Genomic DNA, 15,870 nt, shown 5'->3' on the forward strand with positions numbered 1-15,870 from the left:
TTCTCTATACCTCTTGTCACACAATACTATGTAATGTATAGTATAAAGAGTTAGGAGTTGTAAACATGAATGCACAATTAAAAAAAGGATTACTGGAATTTTGTGTACTGGCGGTATTAAAGAAAGGCGATTCCTATGGTTATCAAATCATTAAAGATATGTCCCATTGTATTGAGATTTCAGAATCGACATTGTATCCGATTTTAAAGCGTTTAGAGCAAAACAATTATGTGGAGACCTATTCCCAGGAACATAACAGTCGATTAAGAAAATACTACCGCATGACAGAAAGCGGGCGGGAGCATATGGCGCAGTTTTTAGAGGAATGGGATCAGGTGATGGCGATTTACGACTTTATTTCTGGAGGACAGGGCAATGAATAAAAAAGAATTTTTGAGCAGCCTAAAGAAGCATCTGCATCTTCTAGGCGACAAAGATAGTGATCGGTTTATCGAATACTACGATGAAATGATTGAGGATTATCAGGAAGATGGCTACAGTGAACAGGAAGCGGTTCATCAAGTCGGGCAGCCTGCTATGATCGCTGAAGGGATTATGAAGGAACAAGGAATAAAAACCGTTCAGGTGCCGACGTTTGGAGAAAAAGCCACAAGACTCTCCATTCTCATTTTAGGTTTTCCGTTATGGGGCAGTATTCTAGCAACAGTCTTTCTGCTGATTCTTTCTGTGTATATGGTGATTTGGTGCATTCCACTCGTGACAGGTACATTGACGCTTACTGGTCTGCTCGGCGGTTTTTGGAGTATCATTGGTTCTCCATTTATCTTTCAGGACGGTTTGCATGTGGTGGTGACGCAGATTGGTGTTGGTATTCTTCTATTAGGTGTCGGATTATTAAGCGGCATAGCCACGGCGTATTTGACAAAGCTATTTGTGCAAATAACTATTCAAACCACTAAGGCATTCATGGGAATGTTTAAAAAGAAGGTCGTGAGAGTATGAACGTGAACGATTTAAAAAAGCAAGTCATCAAATGGGGGATCATCTTCACCGTTGCCGGAGGAATTGTCATGGCAATTGGTTTTGGCATATCAGGCTTTGATCTAGATGCATATCACAACAATGACCAGAGCAACGTGTTCCGCACCATCAATTGGAGCAAACCATAATAAATGAAAAACCCGCTTATGTGTCTCAGCGTGTAGACAAACCCTCGCATTCTTTGTCAGTTCTGCGCTCCGATGCTCACGAATGTCAAATTCGCTCCGCTCCGATGCTCGTCCTTCCTAGGGCTGCAAAGGTTTTCTATCACGCTGAAAAGAAGACAAAGAGCTAAAATCAAGATCATTTTAGCCCTTTGTCAACAGTCTAAAAAAACCCGCTTATGCGGGTCTTTTTTTCGCCCGGGCCACAAAGAAGAAATAACAGCAAAGTGCGCCTAGATCACAAAGCATGATGATCAGACCCATTGGAAAGGCTGTTTGGCTTCCGGCTAGTCCGACAAGAGGTGTCATGCAAGCGCCTAGCAGCATTTGCGCAACACCGATCAGTGCAGCTGCACTTCCTGCATGCGCTCCGTGATGCTGCATCGCAAGAGACGGCGCAGAGGTGCCGACAATTCCAACACTTGAGACAACAAAAAACAGCGGAATCAGAATGCCGTACAATCCTGCATCAATCGAGATCATCAAAAATAAAGTGACTCCGCCTAATGCAGCTGTCAGCAATCCAATGCGAAGGACTTTCTCTTCGCCGATTTTCGCAGCGACTCGGGCAAATACTTGTCCAGCCGTGATGATTCCAAGACTATTTACCGCAAAGGCCGCACTAAATCCTTGTGGAGAAAGGTTGAAAATTTCCTGAAGCACAAACGGTGAACCAGAAATATAGGCAAACATCGCTGCGAATACAAGACCTTGTGAGAGAGCATATCCAACAAAGAGACGATCACTGGCTAAAATTTTCATCGCGCCTGCAATCTGTTGAAAGCCCCCCGTCTGTCTACGCTCTGCGGGTAAGCTTTCTTGCAGTGAAAAAATCGATCTCAGCAGCATCAATGCCCCGAGAATTCCGAGTAGGACAAATACACCCTGCCATGTCGTGAAGCGTAAAATCTGTCCGCCTGCAATAGGCGCGGCTGCCGGAGCAACCCCGTTGACTAACATCAGCAGTGCAAAGAATTTCGTCATTTCTGATCCTTCATAATGATCTCGGACAATGGCTCGTGCAATGACAATGCCAGCTGAACCAGCAAGTCCTTGAATCAATCTAAGAAGAATGAATGTCCAAATCGATGTGACCACTGTACAAAGAAGGGATGCAACAATAAAGATGACCAAACCAATCATCAGCGGCTTTCTTCTGCCGATCGTATCGCTGATCGGACCTGCAATCAGCTGGCCAAGCGCCAGTCCAATGAGACAAGCCATCAGACTTAATTGAGACAACGCCGTGCTCGCCTCAAAATCACGAGCAATATGAGGCAAAGCAGGTAAATACATATCCATTGCCAGCGGAGCAAGGGCTGTTAAAGATCCGAGCAATGCGGCTAGGAGAAATCGACTTTTTTTCGATTCTTGGGGATAAGATAAAGAACTCATATGATGACAACACTCCTCGTATACTTCCTCAACACAGCATAATGAATCAAGCGTTCCTTTTCAATGAAAAATTTTCAAAGATGATTCCGTGCAAAATGATTGATCTTTCGAATGAGACTCTTTACATTGAATGAGTAGAGAAAAGAGTAAGGTGATCGCATGCAGTGATTGTATGATGCGTATACCCACTAATAGAGAGCAGGAGGTGCTGACATGAAGCAGCAAGAGCTGATCATTCGTCAAGCAGTCAAAGAAGATCATGAGGCCATCACACGCGTGCTGATCAAATCCTATGCACAGTATGAGCCTCAATTTACAGAGGAAGGCTGGCAAAATTATTCTGCCGCGCTTGCAGCAGCTGTAGATAATCCGAACATGGAGCTGATGCTTGTGGCGGAACTTGACGGCAAGGTCGTGGGGACGCTTCAAATGTTCCGGTCATCAGAGCAAGCGTATGACAAACCTGAAATGGGCATTACATCAGCCATCGTCCGGTTTTTAGGAGTAGATCCCGATGTGAGGGGAAAAGGCATTGCAGAATCATTGCTGCGTAAAAGTATTGAACTGACGCAATCATGGGGCGAAAATGTCCTGTATCTTCATACATCTGATAAAATGCAGGCTGCCATTCGCCTATATGAAAGAATGGGCTTTGAGCGTGCGCTTGATAAAGAATTTGTGAACCAAAATGGGACACATGTCAAGAGCTATCAATATGTGATCAAGAAAGAACAGCCGGCAGGCTCATAATATAATGTGCAGCAAAAGGAAGAGCTTACCTCCATGGACAGCTCTTCCTTTTTTCAATTTACGCCCACAGTGCCAGCGCCCAATAGGATACCACCCACGAGATGAAACCGAACATGACAAAGAATTTTAACATGCGCTCGTAAGGAGACAGCTTTCGTTCTCTCTTCGTTTTCACCAGCTGCCAATAAAGGACATAGCCGCAAATCATGAGAATGATTTGTCCAAGCTGTGTAAAATTTTCAAGAATCGTGATTCCGTTCATTTATTTCACCTCATCATAGGTCTTCCATAAGTAAAAGAGGCAATCCTTTATTTCTTCAAAAAAAATCGGTGTATACTGGAAAGAAACGAGATGTTTAGAGGGAGTTGTGACATGTTGTTTTCGCTGCATGCGAATCGTTGGGATGAAGTCATCGAGAGAAAAATCAAATACGATCAGAAAGTTGTGGAACATACCTGTCAGCTGTTAGACACAAAGGAGCAGCAGGCTGTGCTGTTTCACAAGATTGAAGAACCGTTTACGATGAGGGCAGGTGAGGGTGCTCTAACCATTCCAAAAGGGAGCTATACGACCGCCTATTATTGGAAGGATCGTCCTTATAACATATATTTCTGGAGAGATGATCAAGGGAAGGAACTAGGATCTTATTTTAATATTGTGGGAGATACACAGTTCAACGGCCAGCTGGTCATGTTTGAAGACCTCATTATTGATCTTCTCGTTCTTCCGAATGGTGATGTCTTTGTGCTGGATGAAGATGAATTGCCGGAGAGTTTAGCGGATTTTGAACACGGTACAGTGCGGCGGGCATTAGAGAGCGTGACAGCTTCGTTAGAAAGCATTCTCAATCAAGTGAGGGCAGATGCCGAAGGGAAATATCATCACAGCTTGTTTGAGCCGATGTTGAGATAGAAAAAAACGATTCCTCGCTGAAAGGAATCGTTTTTTTCTGTTAAACCTTAATACGGTTTAATCGTTTTTGTAAATTGGTTTTTGTTTTGGAGGCTTTTAGCTGTTTGACAGCGCTTTGAGCCGCTGCTTTTGTTTTCTTTGTTCGTTTGGTTTCTGCTTTTTTGACCTTTTGTTTAGCGTCCGTCACTTTCTTTTGATAAGCGACTTGTTTTTTAACTTTGTCGAGCCGGTTTTGCAGGCTTGTTTTTTCTTTGCCTTTATTTAGTTTTTTGATGGCCGTTTGAGCACTTTTAATAGCGCCCTGTGTTTTGTTCTTTTCGGCTGTTTTGACCTTTGCACGTGCCGAGCGGATATCAATGGCTGCTTGGACTTTCTTCACCCGTTCTGTGAGTGCTGTTTTTTGCTTGCTTGCAGTGAGCCGGCCAATTCTCGTTTTGGCTTGATTGACATCTGCCTGCTTTTTAGATGTTTCGGCTGTTTTGACAGCACTGGCCGCAGCCTTTAAAAAGGTGGATTGCGGCACATATTGCACGCGGCCATAGCCGAATTGCGGATCCTTCCCTTTTGCGCCAAGATCCACTGTATAGCTGCGCAATAAAGTGCGAAGCTGTGCATTTGTTTTCTTCGGATGAAGCTGCTTTAACAGTGCCAGCATTCCTGTGACATGCGGCGTGGCTTGTGATGTCCCCGTTGCATACCAATATTCATTTTTTAAATAAGTGCTGATAACGTTCTCGCCAGGGGCAGAAAATTCAATCCCTTTCCCTGTATTCGAGATAGACGCGAGTTTATCTTTGGAAGTTGTTGCAGAAACGGCAATGACGCTATTGTAAGCGGCTGGATAGCTAATATGATTCTTTTTCCCATCATTTCCGCTTGCAGCAACCACGAGCAGTCCTTTTTTATATGCTTCATCTACTGCTGAATGCAAGATTGGGATATTGTCTTCAAAGCCTAAACTTAAATTAATAATGTCCATCTTGTTGGTAATCGCCCAATCGATGCCTCGAAGCAGACTATATAGGTCGCCTTCTCCCTTTTTATCTAACACTTTCACAGCATACAACTTCACACCAGAAGCGACGCCGACTGTTCCATAATCGTTATTAAGCGCACCAATCGTGCCGGCGACATGTGTGCCATGTCCTTCATCATCTTTATAAGAGGATGTGTAGTTCACGAATGATTTACCGCCGGATACCTTTAAATCCTCGTGTGAGAAAATACCAGTATCTAAAACGGCTACTTTTACATTTTTACCAGTGACGCCTTCTTTTATTGCTTGCTTTATATTTAGTTTTTGCAGATTGTAAGATTTTTGTACCAATGCATCCTGATTAGTAGCAGCGGCTGTTTTCTTCACAGTAGAAGCCGCGAGTTTGACCTTTACGTTTTTTGAGACGTAAGCGATGTTTGGGTCTTTTTTGAGTGAGGTGACCGCTTGTTCATCTGCTGTCACAGCGACAGCCGGAAGATGTATGTACTGTGCGTTCACTTTCTCACTTTCCTCAATAGCTGTTTGTTTTCCTTTTTGATTTTTATAGACGATGATGACATCTGTTTCTTTTGGCGGTGCAGCTGCCTGCGAATGGAAGGGCAAAGCAGTTGTCAACGCAAGAAGAAACGCAATGACGATAAGTAATTTCTTTTTCAATGCGTGGCTCCTCTCATCCGATGACCTCGGTCTTTTTTTCTCTATTATATCGGAGAAAGCAGAGGGATGGGATAGTAGAATTGTCGTCTTGTTCAGAAAGTTATTTTTACAAGTAACCTGAAATTGAAATTCATAGAATTCTAGTAGACAATAGAGACATCATGATAAGAGAAAGAAGGACATGCTGATGAACGTAAAAGAGTATATGACGTATGATGCGACTGGCTTGGCAGCACTTGTGCGGAATAAGCAGGTAACGCCCGAGGAGCTTATGCAGGCGGCATTTGATAGATTGAATGAGGTCAATCCAGAACTAAACGCTGTGATACGGACAAGACAAGAACAAGTTTTAAAAGATATCAAGGTGTTACATGAGTATCAGCCATTTGCGGGCGTTCCGTTTGTGCTGAAAAATATATCACAAGGGATTAAAAATGAACCGCTGACAGCAGGAGCTTTGCTGTTAAAGGATGTAAAAGCAAATTCGGATTCGCACTTTGTTGATCGGTTGAAGCAGGCTGGTTTTCTCATGATCGGACATACAAATACACCGGAATTCGGTTTAAGAAATGTGACGGAGCCTGCGTTACATGGTCCAACGAGAAATCCTTGGAATACGGACTATTCTCCGGGAGGCTCAAGCGGCGGTACAGCAGCAGCTGTTGCAAGCGGCATTGTACCTGCTGGCGGAGCAAGTGATGGCGGTGGTTCCATCCGGATTCCAGCATCCTTTACCGGTTTGTTCGGCCTTAAGCCTACGCGGGGAAGAACGCCAGTAGGCCCAGGCGCAGGAAGGCAGTGGCAAGGGGCTTCCATTGACTTTACACTCACAAAAACAGTGCGGGACAGTGCAGCCCTTCTTGATCTTCTTCAAGTCATTCAGCCTGAAGCTGCTTTCCAAACCCCATTATACGATGGCAGTTACCAAGAGGATCTGGTGAAACGTACATCTTCTATGCGAATTGCTTACAGCGTAGAATCTCCAGTTGGCACGAAGGTCAGTGAGGAGGCGAAGCAGGCGGTTCAGCAAACAGTGAAATGGCTGAGTGAGCAAGGTCATCAAGTAGAGGAAACCAAGCCGGAAATTGATGGGATTCATCTCATGCAGCAATATTACGTGATGAACAGCGGAGAAATGTCTGCGTTATTCACTTCCTTGGCTCGTTCGTTAGGGCGTCCAGTAAAGCCGGAGGAAACGGACATCGTGGCATGGGTGCTGGCGGAGGCTGGCAAGAATGTGACCGCTGCTGCTTATACAGAAAGTCTTGATGCGTGGGATCGGGCTGCTGCACAAATGGCATCATTTCATCAAACCTACGATCTCTATGTGACACCAGCTACTGCCTATTCAGCTCCAAAGGTTGGTGAGCTTATGCATTCAGATCAGGAAACAGCCGCACTTTTACGTGTGTCATCTCTTTCCATGCAAGCGCAGCAGGATCTTATTTATGACATGTTCCTCAAGAGCTTGACCTACACCCCATTTACACAGCTTGCCAACTTAACAGGTCAGCCATCAATGAGTGTTCCTGTTCATCTGACTAGCGCGGGCATGCCTTTAGGGGTACAAGTGACAGCACCTAAAGGAAAAGAGGACTGGCTGCTCAGGCTTGCGGCGGAAATGGAAACATCCTCGATTTGGAAAGGAACTAGTCAATTAAATCAATAACGCATGATAAGCGACTTTGGTCTATGGAGGGAAAAGAGTGTCACACGTGAGTACGAAGGATAAAATCATTCAAACGGCAGCACTTCTTTTACGTAAACAGGGATACCATGCGACAGGATTGAATCAAATTATCAGAGAGAGCGGCACACCTAAAGGCTCTCTTTATTATTACTTTCCAAATGGAAAAGAAGAGCTGGCCATTGCATCTGTTGAATACATTAGTCAAAAGGTCATCAATCAAATTGAAGAAGGCTTTGCCTATTCGGATGACCCATATATCGCTATCGATCGTTTTATGACAAAGATCATTCGAGGATTTATGGAGAAAGAAAGTGAAAGAGGGATTCCAATTGTCTTGCTTGCGGCAGAGTCCAAGCCTGAAAACGCGCAGCTTCATGCTGCATGCAAACAAGAAATGATCCGCTGGCAGGAGCTTGTAAAAGAAAAGCTAATGAACAGCGGGTATGAAGAAAACAAAGCGGATGAGCTGGCTTCTCTCCTTCACTCAATGGTCATCGGGGGTTTATCGATGACCACTGCACTCAAGCAAACGACCCCTTTAGAACACGTAAAAAGTTACCTTAGACACTTATTTATGCGGGAAGAGTAAAATCTCTCGCATATTGTCTATCTATTATATCAATTGGTCTATATAATATAGATAGTCAATTTGTCATGAGGAGTGATGGGATGTCGGAGCAACCGCAATCGATGAAGCAATCCGAAGGTACCCCTTTTTATACCGTGTCTGGTTCCGGAAAGATGTATGGGCTGGAGAATCAGCTTGTTCATATGCTGGCAGAAGCAAATCAAACGAATCAGCTGTTTGAGCTTGCCTTAATCACAGGTGGGAAAGGAGCATATTTCCCGCTGCACTGTCATGAGCACTTATTTGAAACCATTTTTGTGCTGGAAGGAAAGCTTGAAGTGATGCTGGACGGTAAAAAATACATGGTCACAGCCTTTGATTATATTCATATCCCGCCCAAAACGATTCATGGCTACAGAATGCATAGTCATAAAACAAGATTTATTTCATATACGCTGGGCGGAAAAATGACAGATGTCTATCAGCAAATTGGGAAGAGGCTTTTTCAGAATAAATGGTCTATGACTCATTATGCTTTCGATGCAACCAGTTTTCAGCAGGCTGAAAAAGAAAGCGATATCATCCTGATGCATGGAATCAGAGAACTGTCTAATACAACGAGGCCCTCCGTTTTATTTCATAGTCAGCTTCCTCACGAGGTACAGCCTTATGTATTAGAGGCTGGTGAAGGGAAGCAATACATCATTGATGGTCAGATTCATGAGCTGATTGCAACAGTAGAAACAACAGGAGGCGGATTCAGTCATTTTGTGGTTGAAGGAGCGAAGGAGAAATATTTCCCGCCGCATTATCATCAAGTTCATACAGAAGCAATCTATTGTGTTGAAGGGAAGATGAACCTTCATTTGAACGGAGAGGATATTTGCTTGATGCCGGGTGACTTTGTCTATATCCCGCCGGATACGATCCACTCTTATGAATTTGTGTCTCATTCAAATAAAATGTTGGTTTTGCTGCTTCCAGGAGAAATTGAGCAGGTGTATGAGCAGTTTGAAGAATCTCCAAGCCCAAATATATGCCCCTATTTTATTCAAGAAGGGAATTTCATGTTCAATCGGGAGACTTCAACTCAATATGATTTGTTTTTTGTCGAAAAGGAATAAGTGTGTAACGCGTTACACGACATCATGAGTCTGTCGAAACAATCGACAGGCTTTTTTTGTTTTTTGCCTCCTCCACATAAATTTCTCATTTGATGAATGAACCATTCATTCAAGGTGAAGCTATGTAAAGATGACTTGAGCTAAAGGAGGAAATCCATGTGAGAGCTGTTACTTATCAAGGGAAAAATAGCATTGCAGTGAAGAAAGTAGATGCACCGTGGATTCAAGATCGGGAAGATGTGATCATACGTATTACATCAACAGCAATTTGTGGATCAGATTTACATTTGTATCAGGGGAATTTCCCGCTTCCAATCGGCTATGTGATTGGGCATGAACCAATGGGGATTGTGGAGGAAGTTGGCCCGGATGTCACAGCCGTAAAAAAGGGAGACCGTGTCGTCATTCCATTTACAGTTGCATGTGGTAAATGCCAATATTGCGATCATCACTTAGAAAGCCAATGTGACAACTCAAACCCGCACTACGATTCGGGTGGACTTTTTGGCTATAGTGAGAAATATGGGAATTACCCCGGAGGACAGGCAGAGTATTTACGCGTACCTTTTGGCAACTATACACCGTTTAAGATCCCAGAAGATTGTGAGCTGGAGGATGAACAATTGCTGTTCTTATCAGATGTCCTGCCAACCGCCTATTGGAGTGTAGAGCACGCAGGTGTGAAAAAAGGCGATACGGTCATCGTGCTAGGCTGCGGACCTGTTGGGTTAATGGCACAGCAATTTGCTTGGCAAAAAGGAGCAGAACGTGTGATTGCCGTCGATTACATTGATTACCGCCTACGGCATGCAAAACGAATGAGCGGCGTTGAGGTCTTTGACTTTACAGAAGATCCCGACATGGGAGAAACGTTAAAGGAGCTCACCAAGGGCGGGGCCGATGTTGTGATTGATTGTGTGGGAATGGACGGGAAGAAGTCGCCGCTTGAAAAAATTGAGCAAAAGCTCAAGCTGCAAGGCGGAACGATCGGACCCATTCAAATTGCCACAAAAGCCGTTCGCAAATGTGGAACAGTGCAGATGACGGGTGTGTACGGCGGCCTGTACAACATGTTTCCATTAGGCGCTTTTTTCGCAAGAAACGTCACCCTGAAAATGGGCCAAGCCCCGGCGAGAGGATACATGTCAAAGCTCTATCAAAAAGTGACAAGCGGTGAAATTGATCCTAGAGCCATTATCACTCACAAATTACCATTAGATGAAGCTGCACATGCGTACCACATCTTCAATGACAAACAGGATGATTGTATAAAGGTCGTTTTAAAGCCATAAAAAGAAGGCTTAGGAGTATTCCTAAGCCTCAGCGTGTAGACAAACCTTCGCATTCGGTGTCAGGTCTGCGTGCCGGTGCTCACGAATGTTTAATTCGCTCCGCTCCAGTACTCGTCCTTCCTAGGGCTGCAAAGGTTTTCTATGACGCTGAAAAGAAGACAAAGGGCTTTTAGCCCTTTGTCAAAAATCTAAAGGCTTAGGAGTATTCCTAAGCCTTTAATGTGTGCTCGTCCATCATTTTTTCGATTAATTCAAAAAATGTTTTTTTATCTTCCTCTGAAAGGTGGTTGAACAATTGATTCACAAGCAGCTGGCGATTGTCGATCATTTGTTTAGCAATTTGTTCACCCGATTCAGAGAGTTCAATCCACACAGTACGGCGGTCATTATTATTTCGAGAGCGGATGATCAGCCCTTCGTCTTCTAAGTGATTGAGAGCGGTTGTTGTTGCAGAGGGAGATAATGAAACTTCCTGCAGAATATTTTTCACAGTACATGATTGATGGCGGTAGATGATACGTAAAATAAACCCTTTAACATTCGTCACGTTTTTCGGAATATTTTCTTCATCTATTTGTTTCGTCGCCTTTAAATACTTCGTCAGTGCATGGTCTAACAAACTTGCCTCTAGCTCGAAATGTTGCATTCTCCATACCTCTTTTCCTATTGCATTCGCATTTTCCGATCAATTACTAGGTCTATCTTATCATAATAATCATCATGATTTAAACCAAAATGGAAGACGGCTATAAAATTACCTATATTATCAATTAATATAAAGAACAATTCCAAAATGAAATGATTTTACTTTCAGCTGTTTTTATTTTAGAATGTGAATGAGATAAAATCTGCCAACCCAATTCGCTGGAAATTGGCTATTGGAAATCAAACGTTTGGAGATGAAGATATTGAATACTTTACAGGCATTACTAAACGACAGAATGGAACGCTCTTCACAAATTGAGGCGGTAACTGGCGGAGGGGTGTCTTATACATTTGAAGAATATGCAAAACGCATCGACCAGCTTGCTCATTACTTAAATCAAAAAGGAATTCGAAAAGGTGACCGCGTTTGCTTTATTTGTCAAAACCATCATCACTTTTCAACGATTATGCTGGCAGCCATTAAAGCAGGTGCAGTCGCAGTTCCGCTTAGCTGGCAGCTTACTTCATTTGAGCTGGAGGGTATTTTGAAAAAAGCAGAGCCAAAGGCTTTATTTTTTGACCGAGAATTCCGTGAGATTATTTCTGCGGTGAATGTGTCTTTAGACAACTGTCTCATGGTGGAATCTGGTGTAAATGCGAAAACAACGCAGCTGTTTGAAGACATATTGGCTTCAAATGATGGCAGTGATCTTGCGGAAGAGGTATCAGAAGAGGATCTAGCGATGATCTTATTTACCTCTGGGACAACGGGGAATCCAAAAGGCTGTATGGTCGGACATGGACGAATCTATCAATTTTTAACAAGACGCGGGAATCGAGGATTTGACTTGAAAGGGAAACGGTACTTGGCGAGTCACCCTCTCTATCATATGAGTTCAATTAATCATCTGATCGCTGCTGCCATTGAAGGGTATACACTTGTTTTCTTACATGATGCAACGCCGAAGCGCATTTTAGAAACGATCGAAAAAGAAAGAATAACGTTCATGATGGCTTTCCCATCAGCTTATACGTACATGCTGGAAGAAATGAAGCGCGGTTCGTATGACCTTTCATCCTTTGAAATTGCGATTTCTGGCGGTACGAAGGTGCCGGTCCGTTTGATTAAGGACTACAAAGAAGCAGGCATTCAGATGATGCATGGCTACGGAAGCACGGAAGCATGGGTTGTCAGTGCGTGGCATCCTGCGATGGGCGAGGATAAAATGGGCTCTGCTGGTAAAGTGGATCCAGATGTAGAAGTGAAAATCGTTCATCCTGAGACTGAGGAAACACTGCCAGCTGGAGAAATTGGCGAAGTTGTCATGAGAAGCCCATTTTATTTCTTAGGCTATTATCATCAGCCTGACGCTACTGCGAAGGTACTCAAAGATGGCTGGTTCCATATGGGAGATGCAGGCTATCTAGATGAAGATGGTTTTCTATTTATCACAGGCAGATACAAAGATGTCATTTTATACGGCGGAGACAATATCTATCCTGACCAAGTAGAAGAAGTCATTGAACAAATACCAGGTGTGATTGAATCAGCTGTCATCGGGGTGCCAGACGAATTATATGGTGAAGTGCCAAGTGCGTATATCGTAAAAGACGAATCCGCCGATTTCTGCGAAGAAGATGTGGTGAACTATTGTCAGGAACGTTTGGCAGATTACAAAGTGCCATCCATTCATTTCATCAGTGATCTGCCAAAAAACAAGCTTGGTAAAATTATGAAGAAAGATTTACGTGAATTGGTTGTGAATGCTTAGTACCTATTCTGCTATAATGAAATTTGAATGATTTTTTGTTTTTCTAACGTTTTGGAGGGAAAGGGTTTGCGACATATTCTTCGTAAGAAACACGTTCACGATTTGTTGGAACAGAGCAGACAGCAAAAGGTAAAGAAAACACTGGGCGGGCTAGATCTCACGCTTCTTGGTATAGGGGCAGTGATTGGTACAGGGGTTATGGTGTTAACTGGTATAACAGCGGCTAAGGATGCAGGACCGGCTGTTATTTTCTCCTTTGCGATTGCAGCCATTGTGTGCAGTTTGGCAGCACTTTGTTATGCAGAAATGGCTTCAGCGCTTCCTGTATTCGGCAGTGCGTACATTTATTCATATACGACCATGGGCGAGCTTGTAGGTCATTTAATGGGATGGACCTTATTATCCGTCTATATGCTGACTGCTTCAGCTGTTGCCAGTGGCTGGTCGAGTTATTTCAACAGCCTGCTCGAGGGATTTGGAATTTCGATTCCGCATCAATTCTTAGCGGGGCCGGAGCAAGGCGGATATATGAATCTGCCGGCGATTATCATTGCTTTACTGATTGCGTGGATCTTATCTAGAGGAACGAAGGAAAGTAAAAAATTTAATAATATCATGGTGTTTGTGAAACTCGGTATTATTGTTCTTTTCATTGTAGTAGGCGGCTTTTATGTTCAGCCATCCAATTGGCAGCCATTTATGCCGTTTGGCGCAGAAGGTGTCATTGCCGGTGCTGCTGCTGTGTTTTTTGCCTTTTTAGGGTTTGATGCAATTTCTGCTTCAGCAGAAGAGGTGAAAAATCCGCAGCGGAACCTGCCAATTGGGATCATAGGTTCATTACTTATTTGTACGATCATTTACATTGTCGTTTGTTTGGTCATGACAGGCATGGTGCACTATACACAGCTGAATGTCACAGAGGCTATGTCATATGTCCTGCAAAGTGTACATCAAAATAGCGTGGCTGGTATTATTTCCGTTGGTGCGGTCATTGGATTGATGGCTGTGATTTTCGCCAATAATTATGCAGCAACTCGAATTGCCTATGCGATGGGCCGAGACGGACTTTTGCCTAAAGTGTTTTCAAAAACAAACAAAAGCGATACGCCTGTTGCTAGCATATGGATGATTGGCGGAATGACAGCTGTTATTTCAGGCTTTATTGATTTGAAGGATCTGTCCAACTTAGCGAATATCGGTGCATTATTAACGTTTGCCATGGTCAGTTTATCTGTACTTATTTTGAGAAAGACACATCGGCAGCTTGAGAGGGGCTTCAGGGTTCCTTTTGTGCCTGTTTTGCCGATTATATCAATGGGCTGCTGCTTGTTCCTTATGCTCAACTTACCAGGCCGGACATGGCTTTACTTTGGGGTTTGGTTGTTAATCGGTGTCGTCATGTACGCAGCGTATTCAAACAAACACAGTGAATTAGCGAAATCTTAATGAGAAAAAGGTGCAAATCCGTTGACGATTTGTGCCTTTTTTCATACGATTTGGGATAAGCTATAAAAGAGATAATGGACGGAACAAGAGGAGGATGAGGGATATGATTAGTGTTAGTCCTTATATTGTTGTAGAAGATGTGAAAGAATCTCTTCAATATTATCAAGGGATTTTTGGTGGAGATATTCAGATCTTAAATGAACACCAGGACCGTGTCCTACATGCTGAATTGCATCTTGGGGAATCACTGCTTCATTTTTCAGATACATTTGGACGCACGCCAAAGCCAGAGAATCTCAGATTGATCATGCAGTTTGACAATGAAGAAGAACTAAAGGCTGTCTATGAAGCGCTGGAAGCTGATGGAGATGTACTGGTCGAATTACAGGATACCTTCTTTGGCGCACTTCACGGACAAGTACAGGACCGGAAAAATGGGTTGATTTGGGTTCTGAATTATATGAAATAGACGAAGACCTTCACGAGTGTGAAGGTTTTTTTGTGAGTGTTTTTATTTTCTGAAAAATGGAAAATATGCTATGTTGGAAGAATAAAAGGACAAGGAGAAGGGTGGCAAAGGAATGGAACAAATTGAGTTTCAATCAATCCAAACAAATGGTGTAACACTTCATACAGCAATGGCTGGACCGGAAAATGGCCCGCTGCTTGTGCTGCTCCACGGGTTTCCTGAGTTTTGGTACGGCTGGAAAAATCAAATCATCCCCTTGGCTGAGGCAGGCTATCGTGTTGTTGTTCCTGATCAAAGAGGCTACCATCTAAGTGACAAGCCAGAAGGAGTCGAATCCTACGTATTAGATAAACTGAGAGATGATATTGTGGGTTTGATCAAGACGCTGAGCCCGAACCAAAAGGCGATTGTCGGCGGACATGACTGGGGCGGAGCTGTTGCTTGGCATTTGGCTTCAACCCGATCTCAATATGTCGAGAAATTAATCATTGTCAATATGCCGCATCCGCGGGTGATGATGAAGGTTCTTCCTTTTTATCCGCCGCAATGGAAGAAAAGCTCCTATATCGCTTTTTTTCAGCTTCCGAATGCTCCAGAGGCAGCACTTCAAGAAAATCACTTTCAAAAGCTGGATGAAGCCATTGGGCTGACGGCAAGGCCGCATTTGTTCACGAAGGAAGATGTCTCAAGCTACAAGCTCGCTTGGACGCAGCCAGGCGCCTTGACCTCAATGCTGAATTGGTATCGAGCCATCAAAAAAGGCGGCTTTGAAAAGCCAATTTCCAAACGAATTCTCGTCCCTGTTCGCATGATCTGGGGGATGGAGGACAAATTTTTAAGCAGAAAGCTGGCGAAGGAAACGATAAAGATCTGTCCAAATGGCCAGCTGATCTTTGTCGATGATGCCTCTCATTGGATCAATCATGAGAAACCAGAGGTCGTCAACAAACTCATACTTGAATTTTTGACATAAAGAAAAAAGCTCT

General features: G+C 43.5%; 17 protein-coding genes. 13 read left to right on the top strand and 4 right to left on the bottom strand.

Going from position 1 to position 15,870, the window contains the following annotated elements:
• Positions 1-65: 65 nt before the first annotated feature.
• Genes MHB67_RS01415 through MHB67_RS01425 form a run of 3 tightly spaced genes read left to right on the top strand, consistent with a single transcriptional unit; the run spans position 66 to position 1,130 of the window.
• Positions 66-383, top strand: coding sequence for a PadR family transcriptional regulator (locus MHB67_RS01415; protein WP_024424392.1), 318 nt, complete (start codon positions 66-68; stop codon positions 381-383).
• Positions 376-963 (top strand): DUF1700 domain-containing protein, encoded by a 588-nt coding sequence (locus MHB67_RS01420; protein ID WP_234107546.1) that lies wholly within the window; start codon positions 376-378, stop codon positions 961-963. Before MHB67_RS01415 ends, MHB67_RS01420 begins: the two co-directional genes overlap by 8 nt.
• A complete protein-coding gene (locus MHB67_RS01425; protein ID WP_165585035.1) occupies positions 960-1,130 on the top strand; it encodes a hypothetical protein in 171 nt (56 codons plus the stop codon). The genes MHB67_RS01420 and MHB67_RS01425 overlap by 4 nt, the downstream gene beginning before the upstream one ends.
• Positions 1,131-1,343: 213 nt before the next feature.
• Here the strand turns inward: MHB67_RS01425 and MHB67_RS01430 are convergent, their stop codons facing one another.
• Positions 1,344-2,561, bottom strand: a complete 1,218-nt coding sequence (locus MHB67_RS01430; RefSeq protein ID WP_044333487.1) for a multidrug effflux MFS transporter — start codon at positions 2,559-2,561, stop codon at positions 1,344-1,346.
• A gap of 213 nt (positions 2,562-2,774) precedes the next feature.
• Here MHB67_RS01430 and MHB67_RS01435 point away from each other — a divergent pair, with 213 nt between their 5' ends.
• On the top strand, positions 2,775-3,311 hold the full coding sequence (locus tag MHB67_RS01435) for a GNAT family N-acetyltransferase (protein ID WP_024427428.1): 537 nt from the start codon (positions 2,775-2,777) through the stop codon (positions 3,309-3,311).
• A 58-nt stretch (positions 3,312-3,369) separates the two neighbouring features.
• Here MHB67_RS01435 and MHB67_RS01440 read toward each other — a convergent pair whose 3' ends face one another.
• On the bottom strand, positions 3,370-3,573 hold the full coding sequence (locus tag MHB67_RS01440) for a hypothetical protein (RefSeq protein WP_034621634.1): 204 nt from the start codon (positions 3,571-3,573) through the stop codon (positions 3,370-3,372).
• A 111-nt stretch (positions 3,574-3,684) separates the two neighbouring features.
• Here MHB67_RS01440 and MHB67_RS01445 point away from each other — a divergent pair, with 111 nt between their 5' ends.
• Positions 3,685-4,224 carry a DUF402 domain-containing protein gene (locus MHB67_RS01445; protein WP_073203632.1) on the top strand — a complete coding sequence of 180 codons (540 nt, stop codon included), beginning with the start codon at positions 3,685-3,687 and terminating at the stop codon, positions 4,222-4,224.
• 40 nt (positions 4,225-4,264) lie between these two features.
• On the opposite strand, the gene MHB67_RS01450 is transcribed toward MHB67_RS01445, so the two are convergent.
• Complete coding sequence (locus MHB67_RS01450; RefSeq protein ID WP_073203635.1) at positions 4,265-5,878, bottom strand: S8 family peptidase; 1,614 nt, start codon at positions 5,876-5,878, stop codon at positions 4,265-4,267.
• A 187-nt stretch (positions 5,879-6,065) separates the two neighbouring features.
• Between MHB67_RS01450 and MHB67_RS01455 the strand changes: the two genes are divergently transcribed.
• The 4 genes from MHB67_RS01455 (at position 6,066) to MHB67_RS01470 (ending at position 10,552) form a co-directional block, all read left to right on the top strand.
• Entirely contained in the window at positions 6,066-7,547 is a 1,482-nt protein-coding gene (locus tag MHB67_RS01455) for an amidase (protein ID WP_342492731.1), read from the top strand.
• A gap of 37 nt (positions 7,548-7,584) precedes the next feature.
• The gene (locus MHB67_RS01460; protein WP_024424384.1) at positions 7,585-8,157 is read left to right on the top strand and encodes a TetR/AcrR family transcriptional regulator; all 573 of its coding nucleotides are present in this window, start codon (positions 7,585-7,587) and stop codon (positions 8,155-8,157) included.
• A gap of 80 nt (positions 8,158-8,237) precedes the next feature.
• Positions 8,238-9,260 (top strand): quercetin 2,3-dioxygenase, encoded by a 1,023-nt coding sequence (locus tag MHB67_RS01465; RefSeq protein WP_073203637.1) that lies wholly within the window; start codon positions 8,238-8,240, stop codon positions 9,258-9,260.
• Between the two features lie 158 nt (positions 9,261-9,418).
• Positions 9,419-10,552 carry a zinc-dependent alcohol dehydrogenase gene (locus MHB67_RS01470; RefSeq protein WP_073203639.1) on the top strand — a complete coding sequence of 378 codons (1,134 nt, stop codon included), beginning with the start codon at positions 9,419-9,421 and terminating at the stop codon, positions 10,550-10,552.
• Between the two features lie 208 nt (positions 10,553-10,760).
• On the opposite strand, the gene MHB67_RS01475 is transcribed toward MHB67_RS01470, so the two are convergent.
• Positions 10,761-11,198 carry a MarR family transcriptional regulator gene (locus MHB67_RS01475; protein ID WP_012008812.1) on the bottom strand — a complete coding sequence of 146 codons (438 nt, stop codon included), beginning with the start codon at positions 11,196-11,198 and terminating at the stop codon, positions 10,761-10,763.
• A gap of 262 nt (positions 11,199-11,460) precedes the next feature.
• Here MHB67_RS01475 and MHB67_RS01480 point away from each other — a divergent pair, with 262 nt between their 5' ends.
• The 4 genes from MHB67_RS01480 to MHB67_RS01495 all read left to right on the top strand — a co-directional run bounded on the left by MHB67_RS01480 (position 11,461) and on the right by MHB67_RS01495 (position 15,857).
• Positions 11,461-12,969 (top strand): AMP-binding protein, encoded by a 1,509-nt coding sequence (locus MHB67_RS01480; RefSeq protein WP_056764962.1) that lies wholly within the window; start codon positions 11,461-11,463, stop codon positions 12,967-12,969.
• Positions 12,970-13,035: 66 nt separating this feature from the next.
• Positions 13,036-14,415: an amino acid permease gene (locus tag MHB67_RS01485; RefSeq protein ID WP_122631538.1), complete on the top strand. Its 1,380-nt coding sequence runs from the start codon at positions 13,036-13,038 to the stop codon at positions 14,413-14,415.
• 103 nt (positions 14,416-14,518) lie between these two features.
• Positions 14,519-14,884, top strand: a complete 366-nt coding sequence (locus MHB67_RS01490; RefSeq protein WP_025092526.1) for a VOC family protein — start codon at positions 14,519-14,521, stop codon at positions 14,882-14,884.
• A 112-nt stretch (positions 14,885-14,996) separates the two neighbouring features.
• Positions 14,997-15,857, top strand: coding sequence for an alpha/beta hydrolase (locus tag MHB67_RS01495; RefSeq protein ID WP_024427419.1), 861 nt, complete (start codon positions 14,997-14,999; stop codon positions 15,855-15,857).
• The last annotated feature ends 13 nt before the right edge of the window (positions 15,858-15,870 follow it).

This window comes from Bacillus sp. FSL H8-0516, from assembly GCF_038635285.1.
GTDB lineage: Bacteria > Bacillota > Bacilli > Bacillales > Bacillaceae > Bacillus > Bacillus safensis.

What these genes read in the sequence shown, in the direction of transcription:
- MHB67_RS01415 (WP_024424392.1), top strand. Translation starts at nt 66, where the DNA reads ATGAATGCACAATTAAAAAAAGGATTACTGGAATTTTGTGTACTGGCG.
- MHB67_RS01420 (WP_234107546.1), top strand. Translation starts at nt 376, where the DNA reads ATGAATAAAAAAGAATTTTTGAGCAGCCTAAAGAAGCATCTGCATCTT.
- MHB67_RS01425 (WP_165585035.1), top strand. Translation starts at nt 960, where the DNA reads ATGAACGTGAACGATTTAAAAAAGCAAGTCATCAAATGGGGGATCATC.
- MHB67_RS01430 (WP_044333487.1), bottom strand. Translation starts at nt 2,561, where the DNA reads ATGAGTTCTTTATCTTATCCCCAAGAATCGAAAAAAAGTCGATTTCTC.
- MHB67_RS01435 (WP_024427428.1), top strand. Translation starts at nt 2,775, where the DNA reads ATGAAGCAGCAAGAGCTGATCATTCGTCAAGCAGTCAAAGAAGATCAT.
- MHB67_RS01440 (WP_034621634.1), bottom strand. Translation starts at nt 3,573, where the DNA reads ATGAACGGAATCACGATTCTTGAAAATTTTACACAGCTTGGACAAATC.
- MHB67_RS01445 (WP_073203632.1), top strand. Translation starts at nt 3,685, where the DNA reads ATGTTGTTTTCGCTGCATGCGAATCGTTGGGATGAAGTCATCGAGAGA.
- MHB67_RS01455 (WP_342492731.1), top strand. Translation starts at nt 6,066, where the DNA reads ATGAACGTAAAAGAGTATATGACGTATGATGCGACTGGCTTGGCAGCA.
- MHB67_RS01465 (WP_073203637.1), top strand. Translation starts at nt 8,238, where the DNA reads ATGTCGGAGCAACCGCAATCGATGAAGCAATCCGAAGGTACCCCTTTT.
- MHB67_RS01475 (WP_012008812.1), bottom strand. Translation starts at nt 11,198, where the DNA reads ATGCAACATTTCGAGCTAGAGGCAAGTTTGTTAGACCATGCACTGACG.
- MHB67_RS01490 (WP_025092526.1), top strand. Translation starts at nt 14,519, where the DNA reads ATGATTAGTGTTAGTCCTTATATTGTTGTAGAAGATGTGAAAGAATCT.
- MHB67_RS01495 (WP_024427419.1), top strand. Translation starts at nt 14,997, where the DNA reads ATGGAACAAATTGAGTTTCAATCAATCCAAACAAATGGTGTAACACTT.